Source organism: uncultured Endozoicomonas sp., assembly GCF_947495845.1.
Taxonomy (GTDB): Bacteria; Pseudomonadota; Gammaproteobacteria; order Pseudomonadales; family Endozoicomonadaceae; genus Endozoicomonas.
The window spans coordinates 110278-127640 of sequence record NZ_CANMAO010000006.1 but is presented as its reverse complement, the minus strand read 5'-3'; the positions used below and the strand labels follow the sequence as shown (position 1 = coordinate 127640).

Below are 17363 nucleotides of genomic sequence, written 5' to 3'. Positions count from 1 at the left end.
ATTCTCCAAAGCTGTCGCCATAACAAATAATTATCAAAATAAGAAAAAATGATAATTATTTAATGCCTCGCCAAATCTTTATTATTGTCTCATTTTCTGGCTGCAGAATCGTTTTTTCTTATCGCGTTCTACCACATTGAATAACAGGCAATATCGCAATGACCAATACATTATTTCAGCCTTTGCAGCTGGGTCGCCATACTCTGAACAACCGAATTGTCATGCCTCCGATGACTCGCTCCCGTGCCACACAGCCAGGTAATGAAGCGAATGAGATAATGGCAACTTACTATGCTCAGCGAGCATCGGCCGGATTGATTGTTGCCGAAGGCACTCAGATCTCGCCAATGGGTCAGGGTTACGCCTGGACACCGGGTATTTATACACAAGCGCAGATTGATGGCTGGAGAAAAACGACAGCGGCTGTTCATGAAAAAGGCGGTGTGATTTTTGCCCAGCTTTGGCACGTTGGTCGAGTCACGCATCCAGACAATATTGGTGGTGAGCAACCGATCTCTTCTTCAGCGCTTAAAGCTGAAGGCGTGAAAGTTTTTATCGACAATGGCACCCAGGAGCCTGGCTTTGTGGACGTAGTCGAACCCCGTGAAATGACCAAAGCAGATATCCAAATGGTGATTGCTCAGTACCGTCAGGCGTCTTTGAACGCAATTGACGCTGGCTTTGATGGCATCGAGCTTCATGCTGCCAATGGATATCTGGTCAATCAGTTTATTGATTCTGAAGCTAACAACCGTACTGATGAATATGGCGGCAGCATTGAAAACCGTCTGCGCTTTCTGAATGAAGTCGTTTCTGCTCTGGTTGAAGCTATTGGCGAAGATCGAGTTGGCGTACGTCTTGCGCCGTTTACTTCTCTGAACGGTACTGTGGATGCAACGCCTGCAGAGACCTATACCGCTGCGGCGGCATTGTTGAATAAGCACAATATTGTGTACTTGCACATTGCCGAAGTGGATTGGGATGATGCTCCGGAAACTCCGAATTCATTTAAACACGCGGTGCGTAAAGCATTTTCTGGCGTTTTGATTTATGCGGGTAAGTATGACGCAGAAAAAGCACAAAAAACTGTTGCTGATGGTCTTGCGGATATGATTGGTTTTGGGCGCCCCTATGTAGCAAACCCTGATCTGCCAGAGCGCATCAGACATGGCTACGCTTTAGCGGATCACGATCCTGCAACGTTGTTTGGTGGAGCTGAGCAAGGGTTGACGGATTATTGTGAATATCAGGCAGCCATGTAAAGGTTGCATGAACTGATTAGCGATATTGCCCTTATCTTAAAGGGTGGTGTCGCTATTTTTATTTGTCAGCAGTTGACTACTGCAACATATTTCACTTTAGACTAAGGTCACCATTCTATTTTCAGCACCGGTAACACTCCTACTATTTGTTAAGCATTTTGGGCATGCCGGAGGGTTACTTTGCAAATATTTTATTACACCCTTCTGATGCAAGCAGTCTCTATATAGCTCATTGATATAATCTGAAGCACTTTCAAGTAGGTTGACTTGAAAACTATTTTCGCTTTTTTGACTTTCGACGATTTCAGAAAGTTGTCGATTCCTATCTTTAAGTCTAAGGTTATCAATTTTAAGCGAGTCAATTTTAAATAATAGACGACTATGATCACATAAGGTGTAAAACCGGAAATCCTCCTCAGGTGTTGACTGCTCATCACGTAAAGATTCGTCTTTTTTTGAATCATGAGCACCCATGAAACCGATCCCTGAATCAACAGAGTTTCTTTTCGAAGATGAAGTATCAATTTCTGATTCGGAAATTTTTCCCGACACACTGAATATGTTCACCGGCCCTCTCAAAACTGATTGCTCAGATGTCTTACGACTATAAATTCCATTTTTTGCTTTGTCTTCAGGAGGATGCCTATCCTGATTACCACGGATCAGTTTCAGGCCTCTATTTGAATGCATTGAGACACCCCTATCCTTATGGCGATGCTCTGCCTCTCTACTGGCTTCAGTCTGAGCTTCTTTTTTATTGTCTGCGCCATCAGAAAAAATTGATCGGAAAAATGATGTAATTACACTGAATGGCATATGACCCCTATAGAAAAACCAATGATCGGCGTAGATCATTATTACAGCAGTATTCGACAGAGCATGTATCGATTAGACATAACAATCACATGACTACAAACTCTATTCAATTATCTGATTTTAAGTTCATCTATAGACTATTTTGACCCATAACGACGATAAGCTTCGAGTGCCGACGCCTCATCAATTAACATTTTCTCGAACTCTTTCAATTCATCATCAGAAGCTGCTTTCATGGCCTGCAATTCACCTTTAAGGTCGGTTTCATGAGCGGTCGATATTTTCATTTCATGCACCGCCTGATGAAAAGCGACATCAGCCTGCTGAAATTCATCGTCTGTTTCGGCCAACACGCAGGCTTTCAGGTTTTCCACAACCTGCGAACGATCTGCGGTTACCTGTGAAGCACCTCTTCCTTCCAAGAGATCCAGCCAGAGCTGTGTCTGTTCACATTCCAGCTGCAAACTGCGCAGGCTCTTTTCGCCAACACCTTCGGCACGAGCCTCACCTAATTTCTGCCAGGCTGCCTGATTTTTCTCCTCAAAAAGCGCAATCATGGAACCCAGCTTTTTCTGGTCATGAATCGGTTTCTGTCGGCTAAAAAACTTATATAGCGAAAGAGGGAGAAGGCTTCTGATCTTTGTTCGAAGGGTATGATTACTTGATTGAACGCTCTCTTTTAATGTTGCAGAGCTGCTGTCCAGAATACCGTGACAGCTTTTCAGGATATCCTTTAATTCTGCGAGTATTTTCTTCTCGTCGTCATGGTTTGAATCATTATAGACGGAAGGTTTAAGGGCAGGTTTTTGTTCTGAAGATTGCTCGATTATCGAACCGTTGCCTGACGGGTCGGGGTCGTTCATTCAACATCCCTTTGCTGATATAGACCCCTTAAGCTTAGGCATTGCTGGCCGGTATCGCCAGCAACTGCTTCACACTTTTCAGCGCCGCATCCAGCGGTGATATTTCCCCACCCATTCCAGCACCTTTTCAGGGGCATGAGCCCTCTTCCATTCACCGGCAGCAAACTTGTTCGCTTCGCTGAGTGTTGGGTAAATATGGATGGTTCCAAGGATTTTGTTCATGCCCAGGCCATGTTTCATAGCGCTGATGTATTCTGTGATCAGCTCTCCGGCATGATAACCAACAATGGTGACACCAAGAATTTTATCCTTACCTGGCACGGTGAGAACTTTCACAAACCCTCGAGCTTCTTCATCAGCAATGGCACGATCAAGGTCATCAATTCCATATTTGGTCACTTCGTAGGCAATGCCCTGCTCTTGCGCTTCCTGTTCATTTAAGCCGACTCTCGCCACTTCAGGGTCAGTAAAGGTGCACCATGGGATCACCGAATAATCCACTTTGAATTTTTTAAAGCGCCCAAATAGCGCATTAACAGCACAGAACCAGGCTTGGTGAGCGGCGGTGTGGGTAAACTGATAAGGCCCTGCAACGTCACCACAGGCGTATATATTGGGGAAGCGGGTTTGCAGATAATCGTTCACCGCGATGGTGCCACGGGCAGTTAGCTCTATGCCCAGATTCTCAAGCCCAAGGTTGCTGGTATTGGCTTGCCGCCCGGTGGCAAATAGCACAACATCGAAATCAATTTCTACGATTTGTCCTTGAACACTGGCTTCCAGATACTGTCGGCCATTGTCATTTCTGAAGGCCTGCGCTTCATGACCGAGCCGTAAATCCACACCATCATGGATGAACTGCTCCATCACCAGCTCGGAAACATCTTCATCTTCACGGTGTAACAGGCGACTGCCGTGGTCAACCTGAGTAACCTGAACCCCTAAACGGTTGAACGCTTGAGCCAACTCACAGCCAATAGGACCACCACCCACCACCAGCATACGACCGGGGTTTTCACGGAGTTCCCAGATGGTATCCGACGTGTAGTAGTGAATATGCTCAAGACCCTCTAACTGAGGAACAAAAGGCCTGCCGCCACTGGCAATAATAATATTTTTGGTTCGAACCCGTTGACCATCGACTTCTACCTCCCAAGGGCTAATAACCTTGGCAGTACCAGTAACACAATCAACACCCAAACCTGAATAACGCTCGATGGAGTCGTGGGGCTCTACCTGTTTAATAACATCCTGAACCCGTTCCATAACTTTTCGAAAATTCACATCACCAGCAACCTGTTCGAGACCGAACTCGTCGGCACGCTTAAGGTAGTGAGCCATTTTGGCCGATCGAATCAACGCTTTGCTGGGTACACAACCGGTGTTGAGGCAGTCGCCGCCCATTTTGTGTTTTTCAATCAGAGAAACTTTGGCTTTTACGGCAGCCGCAATGTAACTGCTGACCAGCCCGGCGGAACCAGCGCCAATCACCGTCAGATTATTATCAAAGGTTTTGGGTTTCTGGAAAGCGCTGTAAACACGACGACGGCGCAAAGTTTCCATCACGGCTTTGGCTATCCAGGGGAAAATACCCAGCAGTACAAAAGAGGCAATCAAACCCGGCGTTAAAATGCCTTTGAACGATAACTCTTCAACCAAACCAAGCTGAACGCCAGCATTCACGAAAACCGCAGTGCCTGGCAACATCCCTAATTGACTGACCCAGGCAAAAGTCCAGGCTCGCATAGCGGTCAGTCCCATAACGAGATTGATCACGAAAAAGGGAACGGCGGGAATCAGTCTTAGCGTCGCCAGATAAAAGGCGCCGTCTTTCTCGACACCTTTATTAATGGTGCCAAGGTAGCCAGAAAACTTGCTCTCTACCCAGTCTCTCAGCAAGGTTCTCGAGAAGATGAATGCCAACGTAGCGCCCAACGTGCTGGCGAACGACACCAGCAGCAGCCCTGGCAGCAAGCCAAAAATAGCACCGCCAACCAGCGTAAGAATGGCTGCACCGGGCAAAGAAAGCCCTGTCACCGCCACATAGAGCGCAAAGAAAATTCCGGCGGTCAGTGCTGGGTTATCCTGATACAACCCCTGAAAGAAATCTCGATTCAGATACTGCTGGCCATCCAGCCCATAAAATGCAGCAATGGCAATCACCAGCACTGCAAGCAGGATCCATTTTTTCTGATTCATAGTGCTTTCCAATTCGAGGGAATTTGTACGTTATTTCACTTATAATGCCAGCGATCTTGATGAATGAAAAACCGCCGCTATACCAAAGCGGTATAAAAGGATAACGAACATGATTCACCGTCCATTCCCTTCTGCACGTCCTCGTCGGATGAGATATAACGATTTCTCCCGCCGGCTGATGCGGGAAAATCAATTGTCTGTGGATAATTTGATTTACCCCATGTTCATTGTCGAAGGTTCTGGGCAACGTCAGGCCGTCGCATCTATGCCCGGCGTTGAGCGCCTGAGCATCGATTTGCTGTTGGAAGAAGCAGCAGAGTTGGTTGAACTGGACATTCCAGCCATTGCTCTTTTTCCGGTAACACCGGCAGACAAAAAATCAGACCTTGCCGAAGAAGCCTGGAATCCGGAAGGCCTCGCTCAACGTGCCGTTCGCGCATTAAAAGCGAATTTTCCTGAGCTGGGTGTGATTACTGATGTGGCGTTAGACCCGTTTACCTCTCATGGTCTCGATGGCCTGACCAATGAGCAAGGCTACGTGGTGAATGACGAAACCGTTGAAGTGCTGGTTAAACAGGCGCTGTCTCACGCGGAAGCTGGTGCGGATATTGTTGCCCCTTCCGACATGATGGACGGTCGTATTGGCGCTATTCGCCAAAAGCTAGAGGCAGAAGGTTATATCAACACTCAGATCCTCGCCTACTCCGCCAAGTACGCATCCAGCTATTACGGTCCTTTCCGTGATGCGGTGGATTCTGCCAGCAACCTGGGCAAGAGTAACAAGTTCAGCTTCCAGATGGATTTTGCCAACAGCGATGAAGCCCTGCACGAAGTGGCAGCAGATTTGGCAGAAGGCGCTGATATGGTGATGGTAAAACCGGGCATGCCTTATCTGGATGTGGTTCGTCGGGTGAAAGATGAGTTTAAAGTGCCCGTGTTTGCTTATCAGGTCAGTGGTGAGTATGCGATGCACAAAGCAGCAGCCGCCAATGGCTGGTTGAATGAAGAGGCTGTGATGATGGAGTCGCTGATGTGCTTTAGAAGAGCTGGCGCTGATGCGATTTTGACGTATTACGCGAAAGAAGCTGCGAAATTCCTGAAACAGAAATAGTGATAGCGGTGATCAGGTCAAAGGGCTCCCGCTGTGCTCAAACTTCTGCTTTCTGTCATTGATCACCGCAGTAGCCACACCTTTAAGTTCTTTCCAGAGAGGATTCACATCGACTCTGAAACCTGCATTTTCCATCGTTAAATAGAATTTTTTTAGCTCCTCTTTGGTTTTAATAAGCAAAGGGGACTGCTGGTAAATGCCCATGGCACTTTGCCACTGTTTTGCAATAAAAATGGTCGCGGGTAAATCAGCATCCAGCTCAGTTGCCGGGTTTTCCGTATCGGCGCCATGATGGAACATATTTTTCCCTTCCCCTCGATCCAATTTCTGATTCAATGCCTGAATAACTCTTTTCTTCCTTAGAGACACAACGCCCATTTCATCATCCGCTGCCAGTACTTTATCTTCTTTAGAGAAATCCACGTCATCATAATGGGCATGAATGAACAGAATATCGAAATCTGCTATCACATTAATGACGTCGAGTTTGTGCCGAGATTCTCCGCTACCGGAATAGACAACCCAGTTTCCCTCACTGTTCTGAAACGCCTCAAAGGTAACCTGCTCTCCAGCGGGAGAACGTGAATTAAATTTCAGTCCTTTCTTGAAATTTGGAATCGCATCAATCTCAACAATATCTATTAAGAAACCAAGACGACTTAACTCTTCTCGCCGCTGATCGGATATTTCCAACTGCTCTACTTTAACAATACCTGAGTTGACTAGCTGCTTACTGAGTGCATTAAATGCTGTAACTTTTGTAACATTACCTGCCAACTTGCTGAAGTTCTGATCAACGGGAATAAGTCCAGCCATAGGCCCCCAATTGGAGCTTTTAGTTTTTATGTTTAAACCCTTGGAGGCAAACCCCTCAAAAAGAAGTGGCTTGCATATGCTTTCGAAGGGGCGAAGACCCAGGATAATGTTCAGTTCATCAACTTCTTCCTGTATTTTTTCCAGATAGTTTCTTGGAATGCCCTGATTTTCATACCTTGCTACTGCATCCAGACCAAACAGAATGTGTTTAACAAGAAGGGATGATTCGTGCTTCAACAGTTTGATGAAATGGTTAGCGCTCACAACTGTTGTAACGGCTTTCTTAAAAAAATGATGGCCTGTCACAACCGGAGGAGAGGGTACATGATGCATATGTCTTTCATCTTGTACTACAAACACATTACTGTCCAAATCAGGAAGTTCGCGCAGACTGGGTCGCCTTGGTTTTGTTTCGGGTGGTTTTTTAATATTGCGTTTCTTGTCATCCTGTCTAGCTGACTTATATGAAGACAAGTCAAGTTCAAATTCTTCCTTCACTGTAGGTAGTGAAGAGCCAGACTTACTAACTGATCGAAACAAATATTTTGGTAGCTTCTTTGGAGGAAGCAACAGAGAGTGGCTTGTATTGGCACAATCAGAAAATACAGAAACGTTATTCATGTTACGATCACCTCATTTAAGTCTCTGAGTCAGGTTTAATCATCAAGAGCCTATTGGGCTTAATCAATATCGTATTGAAATACTCCGTTTTTTGCCAAGCAACAGAAGTATAGAGCAAAGCCCTCTGCCATCTGGATGAATTCTAACTAGAGCCTCAAGACCACCAAACTATTCGATCTTTACGTCAGTAATCAGCCACTAGAGAAAATGTCGTCATTAAAGGTTCACATTGAAATATTCTCAACAGAAATCTGTTAGAATAAAATAGATAGTACGCGATCAGCATATTGTCCCGTTTGTTTTGTCACAAGCAGTGTTTGTTACAACATAGGGTTTGTGCTCAGAGGTTTCTTGCTCAGTAAATCGCTTGTTAACCGGACAAGGCTGCATTCACTGAAAGCCCGGTTTCACCATCTTGCTATCGGCTTTTTTCGTTACACAGAGGTCACATGGATAATCCCCAACAATCGGATGTTCAGGACAACCAGACCCAGCCATCGGGCCTGACAGAACCCGTAGCCACCAAAACACCCGCTCCAAAACTCACTGACTATCAAAACCCGGATTACTACATTAACCGTGAACTCAGCCATCTGGCTTTTAACTTCCGGGTTCTGCAACAGGCACTGAATGATGACTACCCGCTGCTTGAGCGATTCCGCTTTCTGCTGATTTTCAGTTCCAATATTGATGAATTCTTTGAGATCCGGGTTGCCGGACTGATGCAGCAGGTTGACTTCTCCCGTGAACAGGTTGGTCTGGACGGTATGGGGCCACAGCAGGTTCTCAAAGAAATCAGCAAGAAAGCCAAAGAATATGTCGAGCTGCAATACCAGATTCTAAATGAAAGTCTTCTGCCAAGCCTAAGAGAGGAAGGCATCCGCTTTCTGCGCCGGAATGAACTTTCTGAAAAACAGCAAGCATGGATCAAGCGCTTCTTCTATCACGAAGTCATGCCCATCATCAGCCCAATCGGACTGGATCCTGCTCATCCATTTCCACGACTCACCAACAAGCTGCTTTGCTTCATTGTTTCTCTGGAAGGAAAGGATGCCTTTGGCCGTAATACCGGTATGGCGATCATCCCTGCTCCTCGCTCACTGCCGCGTATTGTTAAAATGCCAGCGGACGTTTGTGAGGGCCGCGAGAATGAATACGTTTTCCTCTCTTCCATCATTCACCGTCATGCGGCAGATCTGTTTCCGGGCATGGATATCAAAGGCTGCTACCAGTTTCGTCTGACCCGAAACAGTGACCTTGATCTGGAAGATGAAGTGGAAGATCTTGCTAAAGCGCTGCAGGGTGAATTGCTATCGCGCCGTTATGGTAAAGCCGTACGTCTCGAAGTGGTGGATAACTGTCCACAGCCTCTGGTGGATTTTCTGCTGGATGAGTTCGGTCTGAAGGAAGAAGAACTGTATCGAGTGAATGGGCCGGTAAACCTGACTCGAATGATGTCCATCTGTGATACCAACGATAAACCAGAGCTGACGTTTCCTCCATTCACGCCGGGTTATCCAAAAGGTCTGCACAGCAAACGCAAACATGGCAACAACGTAATGGATTTGGTGGGCAAGCAAGATATTCTGCTGCATCACCCTTTTGAGTCGTTTACGCCGGTTGTGGATATGTTGCGTCAAGCCGCCAAAGATCCGGATGTCTTGGCTATTCGCCAGACGCTGTATCGTACCGGCGCTCATTCCGAAATGGTGGACGCTCTCGTAGAAGCTGCCCGCCAGGGTAAAGAAGTGACGGTTGTCGTAGAAATCCGTGCCCGCTTTGACGAAGAAGAAAACCTGGCGCTGGCCCGTCGTTTACAGGAAGCAGGCGCCGTTGTCGTGTACGGTGTGGTTGGTTATAAAACCCACGCTAAAATGATGTTGATTGTTCGCCGGGAAGGACGACAGATACAACGTTACGCCCACCTTGGTACCGGAAACTATCACGCCGGTAACGCTCGACTTTACACCGATTACAGCTTGCTCACCTGTGACAAGATCCTGACCAACGACGTTCATAAGATCTTCCACCAGTTGACGGGAATGGGCCGTGCGGTTCGTGTTCGCAAGCTGTTCCATGCGCCATTTACCTTGAAGAAAAACCTGATCGATCTGATCAATCAGGAAACCAATAGAGCGAAAGAAGGCAAAGCGGCTCGTATCATCATCAAAATCAATTCGCTGACGGAATCCAATATTATCCGAGCCCTCTACAAAGCCTCTCAGGCCGGAGTTGAGGTGGATATGATCGTGCGCGGTATTTGTTGTCTCCGGCCCGGCATTGAAGGGCTGTCGGATAATATTCGTGTCAGATCCATTGTTGGGCGGTTCCTTGAGCACACCCGCATCTACTACTTTGAAAATGGTGAAGACGATGCGTTGGTTTATTGCTCCAGTGCTGACGCCATGATCCGTAATCTGGATATGCGGATTGAAACCTGCTTCCCGGTTGAAGATCCAAAACTGGCGGCACGGGTAAAAAAAGAGCTGGACTATTATCTCACCGACAATACCCGCAGCTGGCAATTACAAAGCGATGGCGAGTATGAAAAGAACAAACCGGTACGCAACCAGCGTCGCCGGAATGCTCAGGAGCGCTTGATGGAAACGCTCGCTATCATCGCCAACAAACCTGCCGCTACCGAGTAATATTGAGTTGCTGATGGCTGAGACACGGCATCTGTTGCCTGATATCAGCCAGCCTTTCTAAATCCAACTCAGCCGTTATTACAGCGACGCCTTCTTCAGGTGCTTCTGCCAAGATCTCTCCCCAAGGTGAAATAATCATACTGCGACCATAAGTTTGCCGGCCATCCGGGTGCGTGCCAGCCTGGTTAGCTGCCAACACATAACATTGATTTTCAATGGCTCTGGCTCTTAATAGAGCTTCCCAGTGGGCTTTACCGGTCACTTTGGTAAACGCAGAAGGCACCGTGAGGATGGATGCACCCTGATTAACCAGATAACGGTATAACTCTGGAAATCGCAGGTCATAACAAATAGACAGGCCAATCCTGGCTTTCCCTATATCCACCAAAACAGGCTCTTTACCCGGTTCAAAATCATCAGACTCCCGATACCTTCCTTTATTATCCGATACGTCGACATCGAACAGATGCATCTTGTTATACACTGCGACTTCTTTTCCTTCCGGGCTGTATACACGACAGGACGCATAAGATTTGTCACTGCCCTGAACGGGAACAGGCAAAGCCCCACCAATCAACCAACACCTCATTCTTTTGGCCGTTTGTGACATCCACTCCATGACTGCAAATAAATGCTTTGAAAATACTCTCTGGGAAGATCCCATCATTGCAAAACATTCTGGCAACAAAACGACTTCAAACTGCTGTTCCTTATCACTTAGCTGCTCCCTAATAACGCTCAGATTTTCCTGTACGTTTATTCCAGAACAGACCTGAACAACCGCTACATTCAAGGTGTCAGGCATTATTATCTATCCTGTTTTCTCAGTTATTGTCATTTTCCTGCCCGCCGGTATCACTTTAGGAATTGATAAACTATCCAGCCTCCAGCACAGATCATACACACTGCTTGCCGGAAGAGTTCTGTGTTTATTTGCTCTATTTTCTTTTATGTGGGCTCCCATAGCAATAATTCTTATTTGTTGATTTTCATTATAAAAAAACAGAGTACATGTATTTGCCCCTCCTTTCTCCCCTTTTGAAATCTTAAATACTGGTATTTCTTTACCACTTACAACCAATGTAATTTTAGTTTGATAATGAAACAGTCCGCTCCCCGACCAATGGAATTTATCTTCAAGCTCAGACAGACATTTATTCAAGGCTGAAGTCGCTGCCGATAGACGTTCAGTCATGATCTGCTGAAAATAAGCACGCCCTCCGAATATTTGATTCATTTTCCGAGCCTCAGAATGAACGTCCGCTGTCTTTTTTGACTTGGATAAATTCTTAAACTGAGAAGCCGGTGGATAATTCACATTGTTCAACCAGTTTGTAAAAAAATTCTGGCACAGAATTTCTTCCTGACCAGCGGTTTGTTTTTTATTGAATTGCGTTGATGAAGAGGGTGGCTTTGTAGTTTTCTCGTCAACCTCATAAGAGTTAGCTAGTAATTCATCAAGGGATAGAGCTGCCATTTTTCCGGATAATTGTAATGCCCAGATTTTAATCTGCACCCTTTCTACACCTAAATCTTTGATAGCATAACCAAGTTTTTTTGATATGGAACTTGCCGCCTTTCTGTAGGGCTCTTTTTTATCTTCCTCTGGAATATTTTTAAAGGCATCTACAATCATCTGGTCACTGACAAACTGCTGATCACTTATCGAGCTAAAGTCTTCTATAAGCATGTTTACTGCTTTAACAAAGCTATTTGACAATCTCATATTATCAACAACAATCTGACTAAAGTTATCAATATGCTTTACCTGCTTTTTTTGTTTTCGCCACTCAGAAAGTGTTAACTGATTATTAATAAGAGCATCAAGGGATACTGACAATTTAGTCAGTTCCGAAATACTGACATCGGAAGAAGGCTGACGTTCTGATAGATAGAGAGAATCATTGCAAGAACTGGGGGGTGATTTCAATGATGTATCATTAGATGGAATGGGCTCAAGCAGCTTAGTGAATTGCTTTTTTCTTACACATTTATCATGCTGCTTAATGGGAGAGGTAGTGCAGAATGTACCATTATCACTAAGAGATGACTTACCGCTTGCTGGCGACAGAGTCGATAATGGTAATTTTTCCAGTGCTGCCACCCTGAGATCATTCTTTAATTGTTCATAGACACATTGTTTTTTATCTTCTATTTTTTTTTGAATTTCTACAAACATGGGATCATGTAATTTAAAGGATAAATTTTTCCAAAATAAAAATAACAGCGCATTACCATAACCCCTTAAAAAAAAGTCTCCAAACGATGTTTCATTTTTTGTAAAAGGCAATTTGTTTCTGCAGGACATAAATATCGGCTGCACTTTCTTGAACATATTTTTACCGGATAATAGTCCGTTGTATATTTCTCCATAAAGATCACGTTCAAATATAGCAAAAAGAACATCCGATAAAAAGCTACAGCCTGCACGCTGACTTTGTTCTATTTTATCGGAGCGTAGAGCAGATACGGCATCCTCTAGGGAGCTATTAAACTCCCCCCCTTTTTCATAATCATGTCGAAATTCAAAAAGAGGGATAGAATATATTAGCTCCATTTTCTTTGCCCTCGCGCATATCTCTTTGAAGAAAATATCTGGATTAAAGCTATTTTCAAGAAACTCCAGCTTTCTCTCTTTGCTATCAAACCGTGAAATTTGCCTGTCTACTACTTCTCTCCAATATTGATCGACCATATCATCACAGGCTTTTGAACCCGCTAAAAATCCAGAAATCCATTGAATTAAAACCTCAAAAACGATAATAATAATAAAAAACCCCTCGGGACAGGTTAATATTTTCGACACATGAGCATCATATTCCATTTGTTCACATGTCTTGACAGATGTATTAAATCGAATTTGCAGATTAGCCAACTCATCGAAAAGTACTTGACAATAAAGCTTATATTTATCTACGCAATCAGATTCATCGGGAATAATATTTTTTATTAATTTAAATTCGAATCCAATGCCCTCCATATGCTGAGTCACATCAAGAAGAAAATTATTTTTAATTTCCGGAAAGCTCATAATATTTCTGATATATTCAATAGTATCATTTTCTTTTGCATTTTCTGTTTTTTCCTTTTGCGCAAATCTACTACAAATACATTTATTTTTAATATTACTATCAACAGCCTCTCTAATTTTTTTTTCAACACAAGAGTTTAAAATTTTTCCAATTTTTCTATTGAACGCCTTCGCATGATCATCACAACAGGTTTGAGAATGTAAGGGGCAATACCTTCCATCTACCATCAGTTGCTGAATAAATTTGGTAGAACAAGTTTCGCACGAAAAAAATTGCGAGTTTTCATTGTTGCATAACATTTTACTGAGCATAAAGTTCGTGACTCAATGGCAAATACAATAGAGAATCAAGAATAGTCCATAAATATAGATTAATCTTGATGTGTCTTATTATCTTTTCCTGGCATCCATGTAGCCCTAAACCTCTTATTCTTGCAGCTAACCGTGATGAGTTTTATCAGCGCCCGACTGACAGCGTCCAGCATTGGGATGACCACCCCGATGTCTTTGGCGGACGCGACCTTGAAGCCGGCGGAAGCTGGCTGGCCATCAATAAAAATGGCCGCTTTGCGGCTGTGACCAACTATCGTGAAATGCCTCCCGTGACAACAGCGCGATCACGGGGTGAGCTTGTGCATAACTTTGTGACAGGCTCTCAAAGTGCTCACGACTATCTGCACGGCATTAAACAGCAAGCAAACCAATGGTCAGGTTTTAATCTACTGGTGATGGATAACACCGGCATTTACTATTTCAGTAATCGCGCTGGTGATATAGATATAGCACCTCTTCCAGCAGGTATCTATGGTCTTACCAATCACCTGCTGGATACACCCTGGCCCAAATTGATCAAGGCAAAGGACGATTTTTCCCATGCTGTTTCTCAAACTGCACCAATTGACAGTAACCAATTAATCGAGCTGATGCACGACTGCACTCAGCCATCGATCGAGCAACTTCCAGACACCGGTGTTGGCAAAGAGCTGGAGAAATTGTTATCCAGTTGCTTTATTGCCAGCCCCAATTATGGCACCCGCAATACCAGCGTTTTAATTCTGAATGACGAAGGCGTTCTTCAATGGACGGAACAAAACTATTTACCTAAAGGCGTAGTGGGTGAAAGGCAAAACTTTCGTATCAAAACTTTCATATCAACATATTGAAAACAAATGAACTAAGCTAGAGGCTGTTGATAAGTTGTCTGAGGTTGAATGATGGCTGCACAATCTATCCGTCCTATCCGTCTTTTACTGCTGTTGTTGATAACATTACCTTCTACCGTCTTCGCCATTGTTCCTTCACAGGCTCATCAATGGCTTGAATTAGGCTCTGCGCCTGCACGGTTTAGTGATAGCTCTCTAACCATCGTACCCAACAGTGATAAAAGCTTTGCCAAGCTGCGATTTCATATTTCACAAGGGAGCATCATTTTGAATCAAGCCAAGGTTTATCTGGTGAATGGTGATGTTTTTCACTTTGGTCTGCAGAAAACCTTAAAAGCCAGTACCACAGAGAGTTCCGGTTATGAGTACTCTCAAATGATTCCTCTGGTCAACGCTCAGCAAAGCCCAATTAAAAGAGTGGAAGTGTCTTATAAATTCAAGATGCAGCTACAGGCGTCAAACCCGGTGGTGCTGAAATTGCAGGGCATACCCATCAAGTAACTTCAGGCGGGCTTTTCCGAAAAGCGACGGCTTTTGATACCCAACACTTTACCAACGCCTTCTTTGCAGAGAGCAAGTTCCAGAGAGCTTCGAATCAACTCTGCATTGTCCTGCTGGAGCAATTCGGCAAAGATTTCCTGAGCCCGCTCCATGCTAATTTTCCGCAGCACCCACTTCACTTTCAGCAGATTCACGGCGCTCATGGAGAGCATATCAAACCCCATAGCCACCAGCAGAACCGCAGCCGCTGGATCACCAGCCATTTCACCGCAAATGCTGACGGTTTTGCCCGCCTCATGAGCATCATTGACCACCGATTGCAGCGCTTTTAATACGGCGGGATGGAATGAATGATATAGGTCAGAAACTCTGGGGTTGTTTCGATCCACAGCCAGCAAATATTGCGTGAGATCGTTGGAGCCGATAGAGAGAAAATCCACCCGAAGCGCCAGATCTTTCACAATATAAACGGCGGCAGGTACCTCAATCATCACACCAACCGGTGGCATTTTAACAGACCAGCCTTCTGCCAGAACTTCTTCATAAGCGCGATGAATCAAATGCTGGGCTTCTTCCACTTCAAAAACGCTGGATATCATCGGCAGCATAATGCGCAGATTATCCAAGCCCAAACTGGCTTTCAGCATGGCGCGCACTTGTACCAGAAAAATCTCCGGATGATCCAAAGTAACCCGAATACCACGCCAACCGAGAAATGGGTTGTCTTCTTTGATAGGGAAATAGCTGAGGGATTTATCACCGCCAACATCCAGCGTCCGCATCGTAACAGGGCGCGGGTGAAACGATTCTAACTGGTAACGGTAGATTTTTTCCTGTTCAGATTCACTGGGAAATCGATCCCGAACCATGAAGGGAACTTCAGTTCGGTATAGCCCAACGCCCTCGGCACCTCGATCCAATGAACGAATCGTATCCGTCATCAAGCCGGTGTTCACCCAGAGTGGAATTCGATGCTTATCCACTGTTTCACAGGGCAAATCAGCAATGGCTTCAAGCCCTTTGCTGAACTGATTTTCTTCTTCAACCACTTCAACATAATAGTCGAGAAGCTCCTGCGCTGGCGTTGAATACACCAGCCCAAGGTTGCCATCGACAATCATCTTCTTACCGGACAACTTATGAAAAGGAAGATCAACGACACCCATCACCGTAGGCACGCCCAAAGCGCGGGCAAGAATCGCAACGTGGGAATTACCAGAACCCCGGATGGAAACCAGGCCCGCAAGAGAATCCTGAGGTACTTCGCCCAGCATGACCGGTGACAGCTCTTCACTGATCAGAATCGTATTCTCCGGATATTCAACCCGAGCATGCTCTCCCTGCTGAAGGTAAGCAAGCACTCGCCGCCCCAGATCCCGCACATCCGCAGCACGCTCCCGAAGATAATGATCATCCATCATCTCAAAATTACGGACGTGCTCTTCAATCACCTGACGCAGAGCACCCTGAGCCCAGGCGCCGGCACGAATGCGATCACGAATCTCCTGCCCAAGAGCACGATCATCCAGCATGCGCTGATACACATCAAAAAGAGCACGTTCTTCTTCGGGTAAACGACCGGCCAGCCGCGCAGCGGTATCTTCCATTTCTGCACGAACGGCAATCAGTGCATCACCAAGAAGCGTTAACTCCTGATCAAGATCTTTCCAGGTGCGATCAGGCACTGAGCTCAAATCCGCTGGCGGAGAAACCACAACCACATGGCCAATGGCGACACCCGTTGAACCAGCACTGCCTTTAAAACGCGCGATTTTCTTTTTCTTCGCCGGCGCAGCAGTCGTTGTGAGGGTGGAGGTCACCATCGTGATGGAACCGGTTGCCTGTGCATGGGCAATGACACCGGCCAATTGGGCAGACATGGTGACCAGAAACGCCTCTTCGTGCTCATCGAAACGGCGCTGTTCAACCTGCTGCACCACCATAACCCCTAGCGGGTTGCGGTTATGAATGATGGGAACCCCGAGAAAAGAGGTAAGACGTTCTTCACCGGTTGCCTGGACGTAATGAAATTTGGGGTGGGATGCAGCGTCTTCAAGGTTCATGGGCTCTTCACGCAGCCCCACTTGCCCTACAAGGCCTTCGGAATGGGCAAGGGTCACCTGACCAACCGCTTCAGGGTTTAAACCTTCTGAAGCCATTAGCGTGTAGGTGGAATTTTCAGGATCGAAGAGATAAACCGAGCAAACTTCAGTTTCCATGGCGCCACGCACCCGCTGCACGATGATCTCCAGAGCCATCTGGAGATCGGAGGCGGCGCTGACTTCCTGAACAATATTGCGCAGGGTATTCAGCATGTCAGTTAAAGACCCTG

At 45.6% G+C, this 17363-nt stretch carries 12 protein-coding genes; 5 read left to right on the top strand and 7 right to left on the bottom strand.

Annotation, left to right across the window (positions count from 1 at the left end; all coding sequences use genetic code 11):
• The first annotated feature begins 158 nt into the window (after positions 1 to 158).
• Positions 159 to 1262, top strand: coding sequence for an alkene reductase (locus Q1B11_RS06850; RefSeq protein ID WP_299729617.1), 1104 nt, complete (start codon positions 159 to 161; stop codon positions 1260 to 1262).
• Between the two features lie 96 nt (positions 1263 to 1358).
• Here Q1B11_RS06850 and Q1B11_RS06845 read toward each other — a convergent pair whose 3' ends face one another.
• The 3 genes from Q1B11_RS06845 to Q1B11_RS06835 form a co-directional block, all read right to left on the bottom strand.
• Positions 1359 to 2078, bottom strand: a complete 720-nt coding sequence (locus tag Q1B11_RS06845; protein ID WP_299729615.1) for a hypothetical protein — start codon at positions 2076 to 2078, stop codon at positions 1359 to 1361.
• 137 nt (positions 2079 to 2215) lie between these two features.
• Positions 2216 to 2941, bottom strand: coding sequence for a hypothetical protein (locus tag Q1B11_RS06840; RefSeq protein WP_299729613.1), 726 nt, complete (start codon positions 2939 to 2941; stop codon positions 2216 to 2218).
• Positions 2942 to 3019: 78 nt separating this feature from the next.
• Positions 3020 to 5140 (bottom strand): FAD-dependent oxidoreductase, encoded by a 2121-nt coding sequence (locus Q1B11_RS06835; protein ID WP_299729611.1) that lies wholly within the window; start codon positions 5138 to 5140, stop codon positions 3020 to 3022.
• Between the two features lie 109 nt (positions 5141 to 5249).
• On the opposite strand from Q1B11_RS06835, the gene hemB reads away from it, so the two are divergent.
• Complete coding sequence (gene hemB, locus Q1B11_RS06830) at positions 5250 to 6251, top strand: porphobilinogen synthase (RefSeq protein WP_299729609.1); 1002 nt, start codon at positions 5250 to 5252, stop codon at positions 6249 to 6251.
• Positions 6252 to 6263: 12 nt separating this feature from the next.
• On the opposite strand, the gene Q1B11_RS06825 is transcribed toward hemB, so the two are convergent.
• A complete protein-coding gene (locus Q1B11_RS06825) occupies positions 6264 to 7688 on the bottom strand; it encodes an anthrax toxin-like adenylyl cyclase domain-containing protein (RefSeq protein WP_299729607.1) in 1425 nt (474 codons plus the stop codon).
• 449 nt (positions 7689 to 8137) lie between these two features.
• Between Q1B11_RS06825 and ppk1 the strand changes: the two genes are divergently transcribed.
• Positions 8138 to 10336 (top strand): polyphosphate kinase 1, encoded by a 2199-nt coding sequence (gene ppk1, locus Q1B11_RS06820; RefSeq protein WP_299729604.1) that lies wholly within the window; start codon positions 8138 to 8140, stop codon positions 10334 to 10336.
• Here ppk1 and Q1B11_RS06815 read toward each other — a convergent pair.
• Both Q1B11_RS06815 and Q1B11_RS06810 read right to left on the bottom strand, forming a co-directional pair.
• Positions 10326 to 11141, bottom strand: a complete 816-nt coding sequence (locus Q1B11_RS06815) for a carbon-nitrogen hydrolase family protein (RefSeq protein WP_299729602.1) — start codon at positions 11139 to 11141, stop codon at positions 10326 to 10328. The two genes, ppk1 and Q1B11_RS06815, sit on opposite strands and share 11 nt — an antisense overlap.
• A gap of 6 nt (positions 11142 to 11147) precedes the next feature.
• Positions 11148 to 13679, bottom strand: a complete 2532-nt coding sequence (locus Q1B11_RS06810) for a hypothetical protein (RefSeq protein WP_299729600.1) — start codon at positions 13677 to 13679, stop codon at positions 11148 to 11150.
• A 68-nt stretch (positions 13680 to 13747) separates the two neighbouring features.
• Between Q1B11_RS06810 and Q1B11_RS06805 the strand changes: the two genes are divergently transcribed.
• Together Q1B11_RS06805 and Q1B11_RS06800 are read left to right on the top strand one after the other, a co-directional pair.
• Complete coding sequence (locus tag Q1B11_RS06805; protein ID WP_299729598.1) at positions 13748 to 14530, top strand: NRDE family protein; 783 nt, start codon at positions 13748 to 13750, stop codon at positions 14528 to 14530.
• 48 nt (positions 14531 to 14578) lie between these two features.
• Positions 14579 to 15031 carry a hypothetical protein gene (locus tag Q1B11_RS06800; protein ID WP_299729596.1) on the top strand — a complete coding sequence of 151 codons (453 nt, stop codon included), beginning with the start codon at positions 14579 to 14581 and terminating at the stop codon, positions 15029 to 15031.
• A 2-nt stretch (positions 15032 to 15033) separates the two neighbouring features.
• Here Q1B11_RS06800 and ptsP read toward each other — a convergent pair whose 3' ends face one another.
• The gene (gene ptsP / locus Q1B11_RS06795; RefSeq protein WP_299729594.1) at positions 15034 to 17346 is read right to left on the bottom strand and encodes a phosphoenolpyruvate--protein phosphotransferase; all 2313 of its coding nucleotides are present in this window, start codon (positions 17344 to 17346) and stop codon (positions 15034 to 15036) included.
• Between the last annotated feature and the right edge of the window lie 17 nt (positions 17347 to 17363).

Excerpts from the sequence above, each read along its gene's own strand:
- Q1B11_RS06850 (WP_299729617.1), top strand. The coding sequence starts at position 159 with ATGACCAATACATTATTTCAGCCTTTGCAGCTGGGTCGCCATACTCTG.
- Q1B11_RS06845 (WP_299729615.1), bottom strand. The coding sequence starts at position 2,078 with ATGCCATTCAGTGTAATTACATCATTTTTCCGATCAATTTTTTCTGAT.
- Q1B11_RS06840 (WP_299729613.1), bottom strand. The coding sequence starts at position 2,941 with ATGAACGACCCCGACCCGTCAGGCAACGGTTCGATAATCGAGCAATCT.
- Q1B11_RS06835 (WP_299729611.1), bottom strand. The coding sequence starts at position 5,140 with ATGAATCAGAAAAAATGGATCCTGCTTGCAGTGCTGGTGATTGCCATT.
- hemB (WP_299729609.1), top strand. The coding sequence starts at position 5,250 with ATGATTCACCGTCCATTCCCTTCTGCACGTCCTCGTCGGATGAGATAT.
- Q1B11_RS06825 (WP_299729607.1), bottom strand. The coding sequence starts at position 7,688 with ATGAATAACGTTTCTGTATTTTCTGATTGTGCCAATACAAGCCACTCT.
- ppk1 (WP_299729604.1), top strand. The coding sequence starts at position 8,138 with ATGGATAATCCCCAACAATCGGATGTTCAGGACAACCAGACCCAGCCA.
- Q1B11_RS06815 (WP_299729602.1), bottom strand. The coding sequence starts at position 11,141 with ATGCCTGACACCTTGAATGTAGCGGTTGTTCAGGTCTGTTCTGGAATA.
- Q1B11_RS06810 (WP_299729600.1), bottom strand. The coding sequence starts at position 13,679 with ATGCTCAGTAAAATGTTATGCAACAATGAAAACTCGCAATTTTTTTCG.
- Q1B11_RS06805 (WP_299729598.1), top strand. The coding sequence starts at position 13,748 with ATGTGTCTTATTATCTTTTCCTGGCATCCATGTAGCCCTAAACCTCTT.
- Q1B11_RS06800 (WP_299729596.1), top strand. The coding sequence starts at position 14,579 with ATGATGGCTGCACAATCTATCCGTCCTATCCGTCTTTTACTGCTGTTG.
- ptsP (WP_299729594.1), bottom strand. The coding sequence starts at position 17,346 with ATGCTGAATACCCTGCGCAATATTGTTCAGGAAGTCAGCGCCGCCTCC.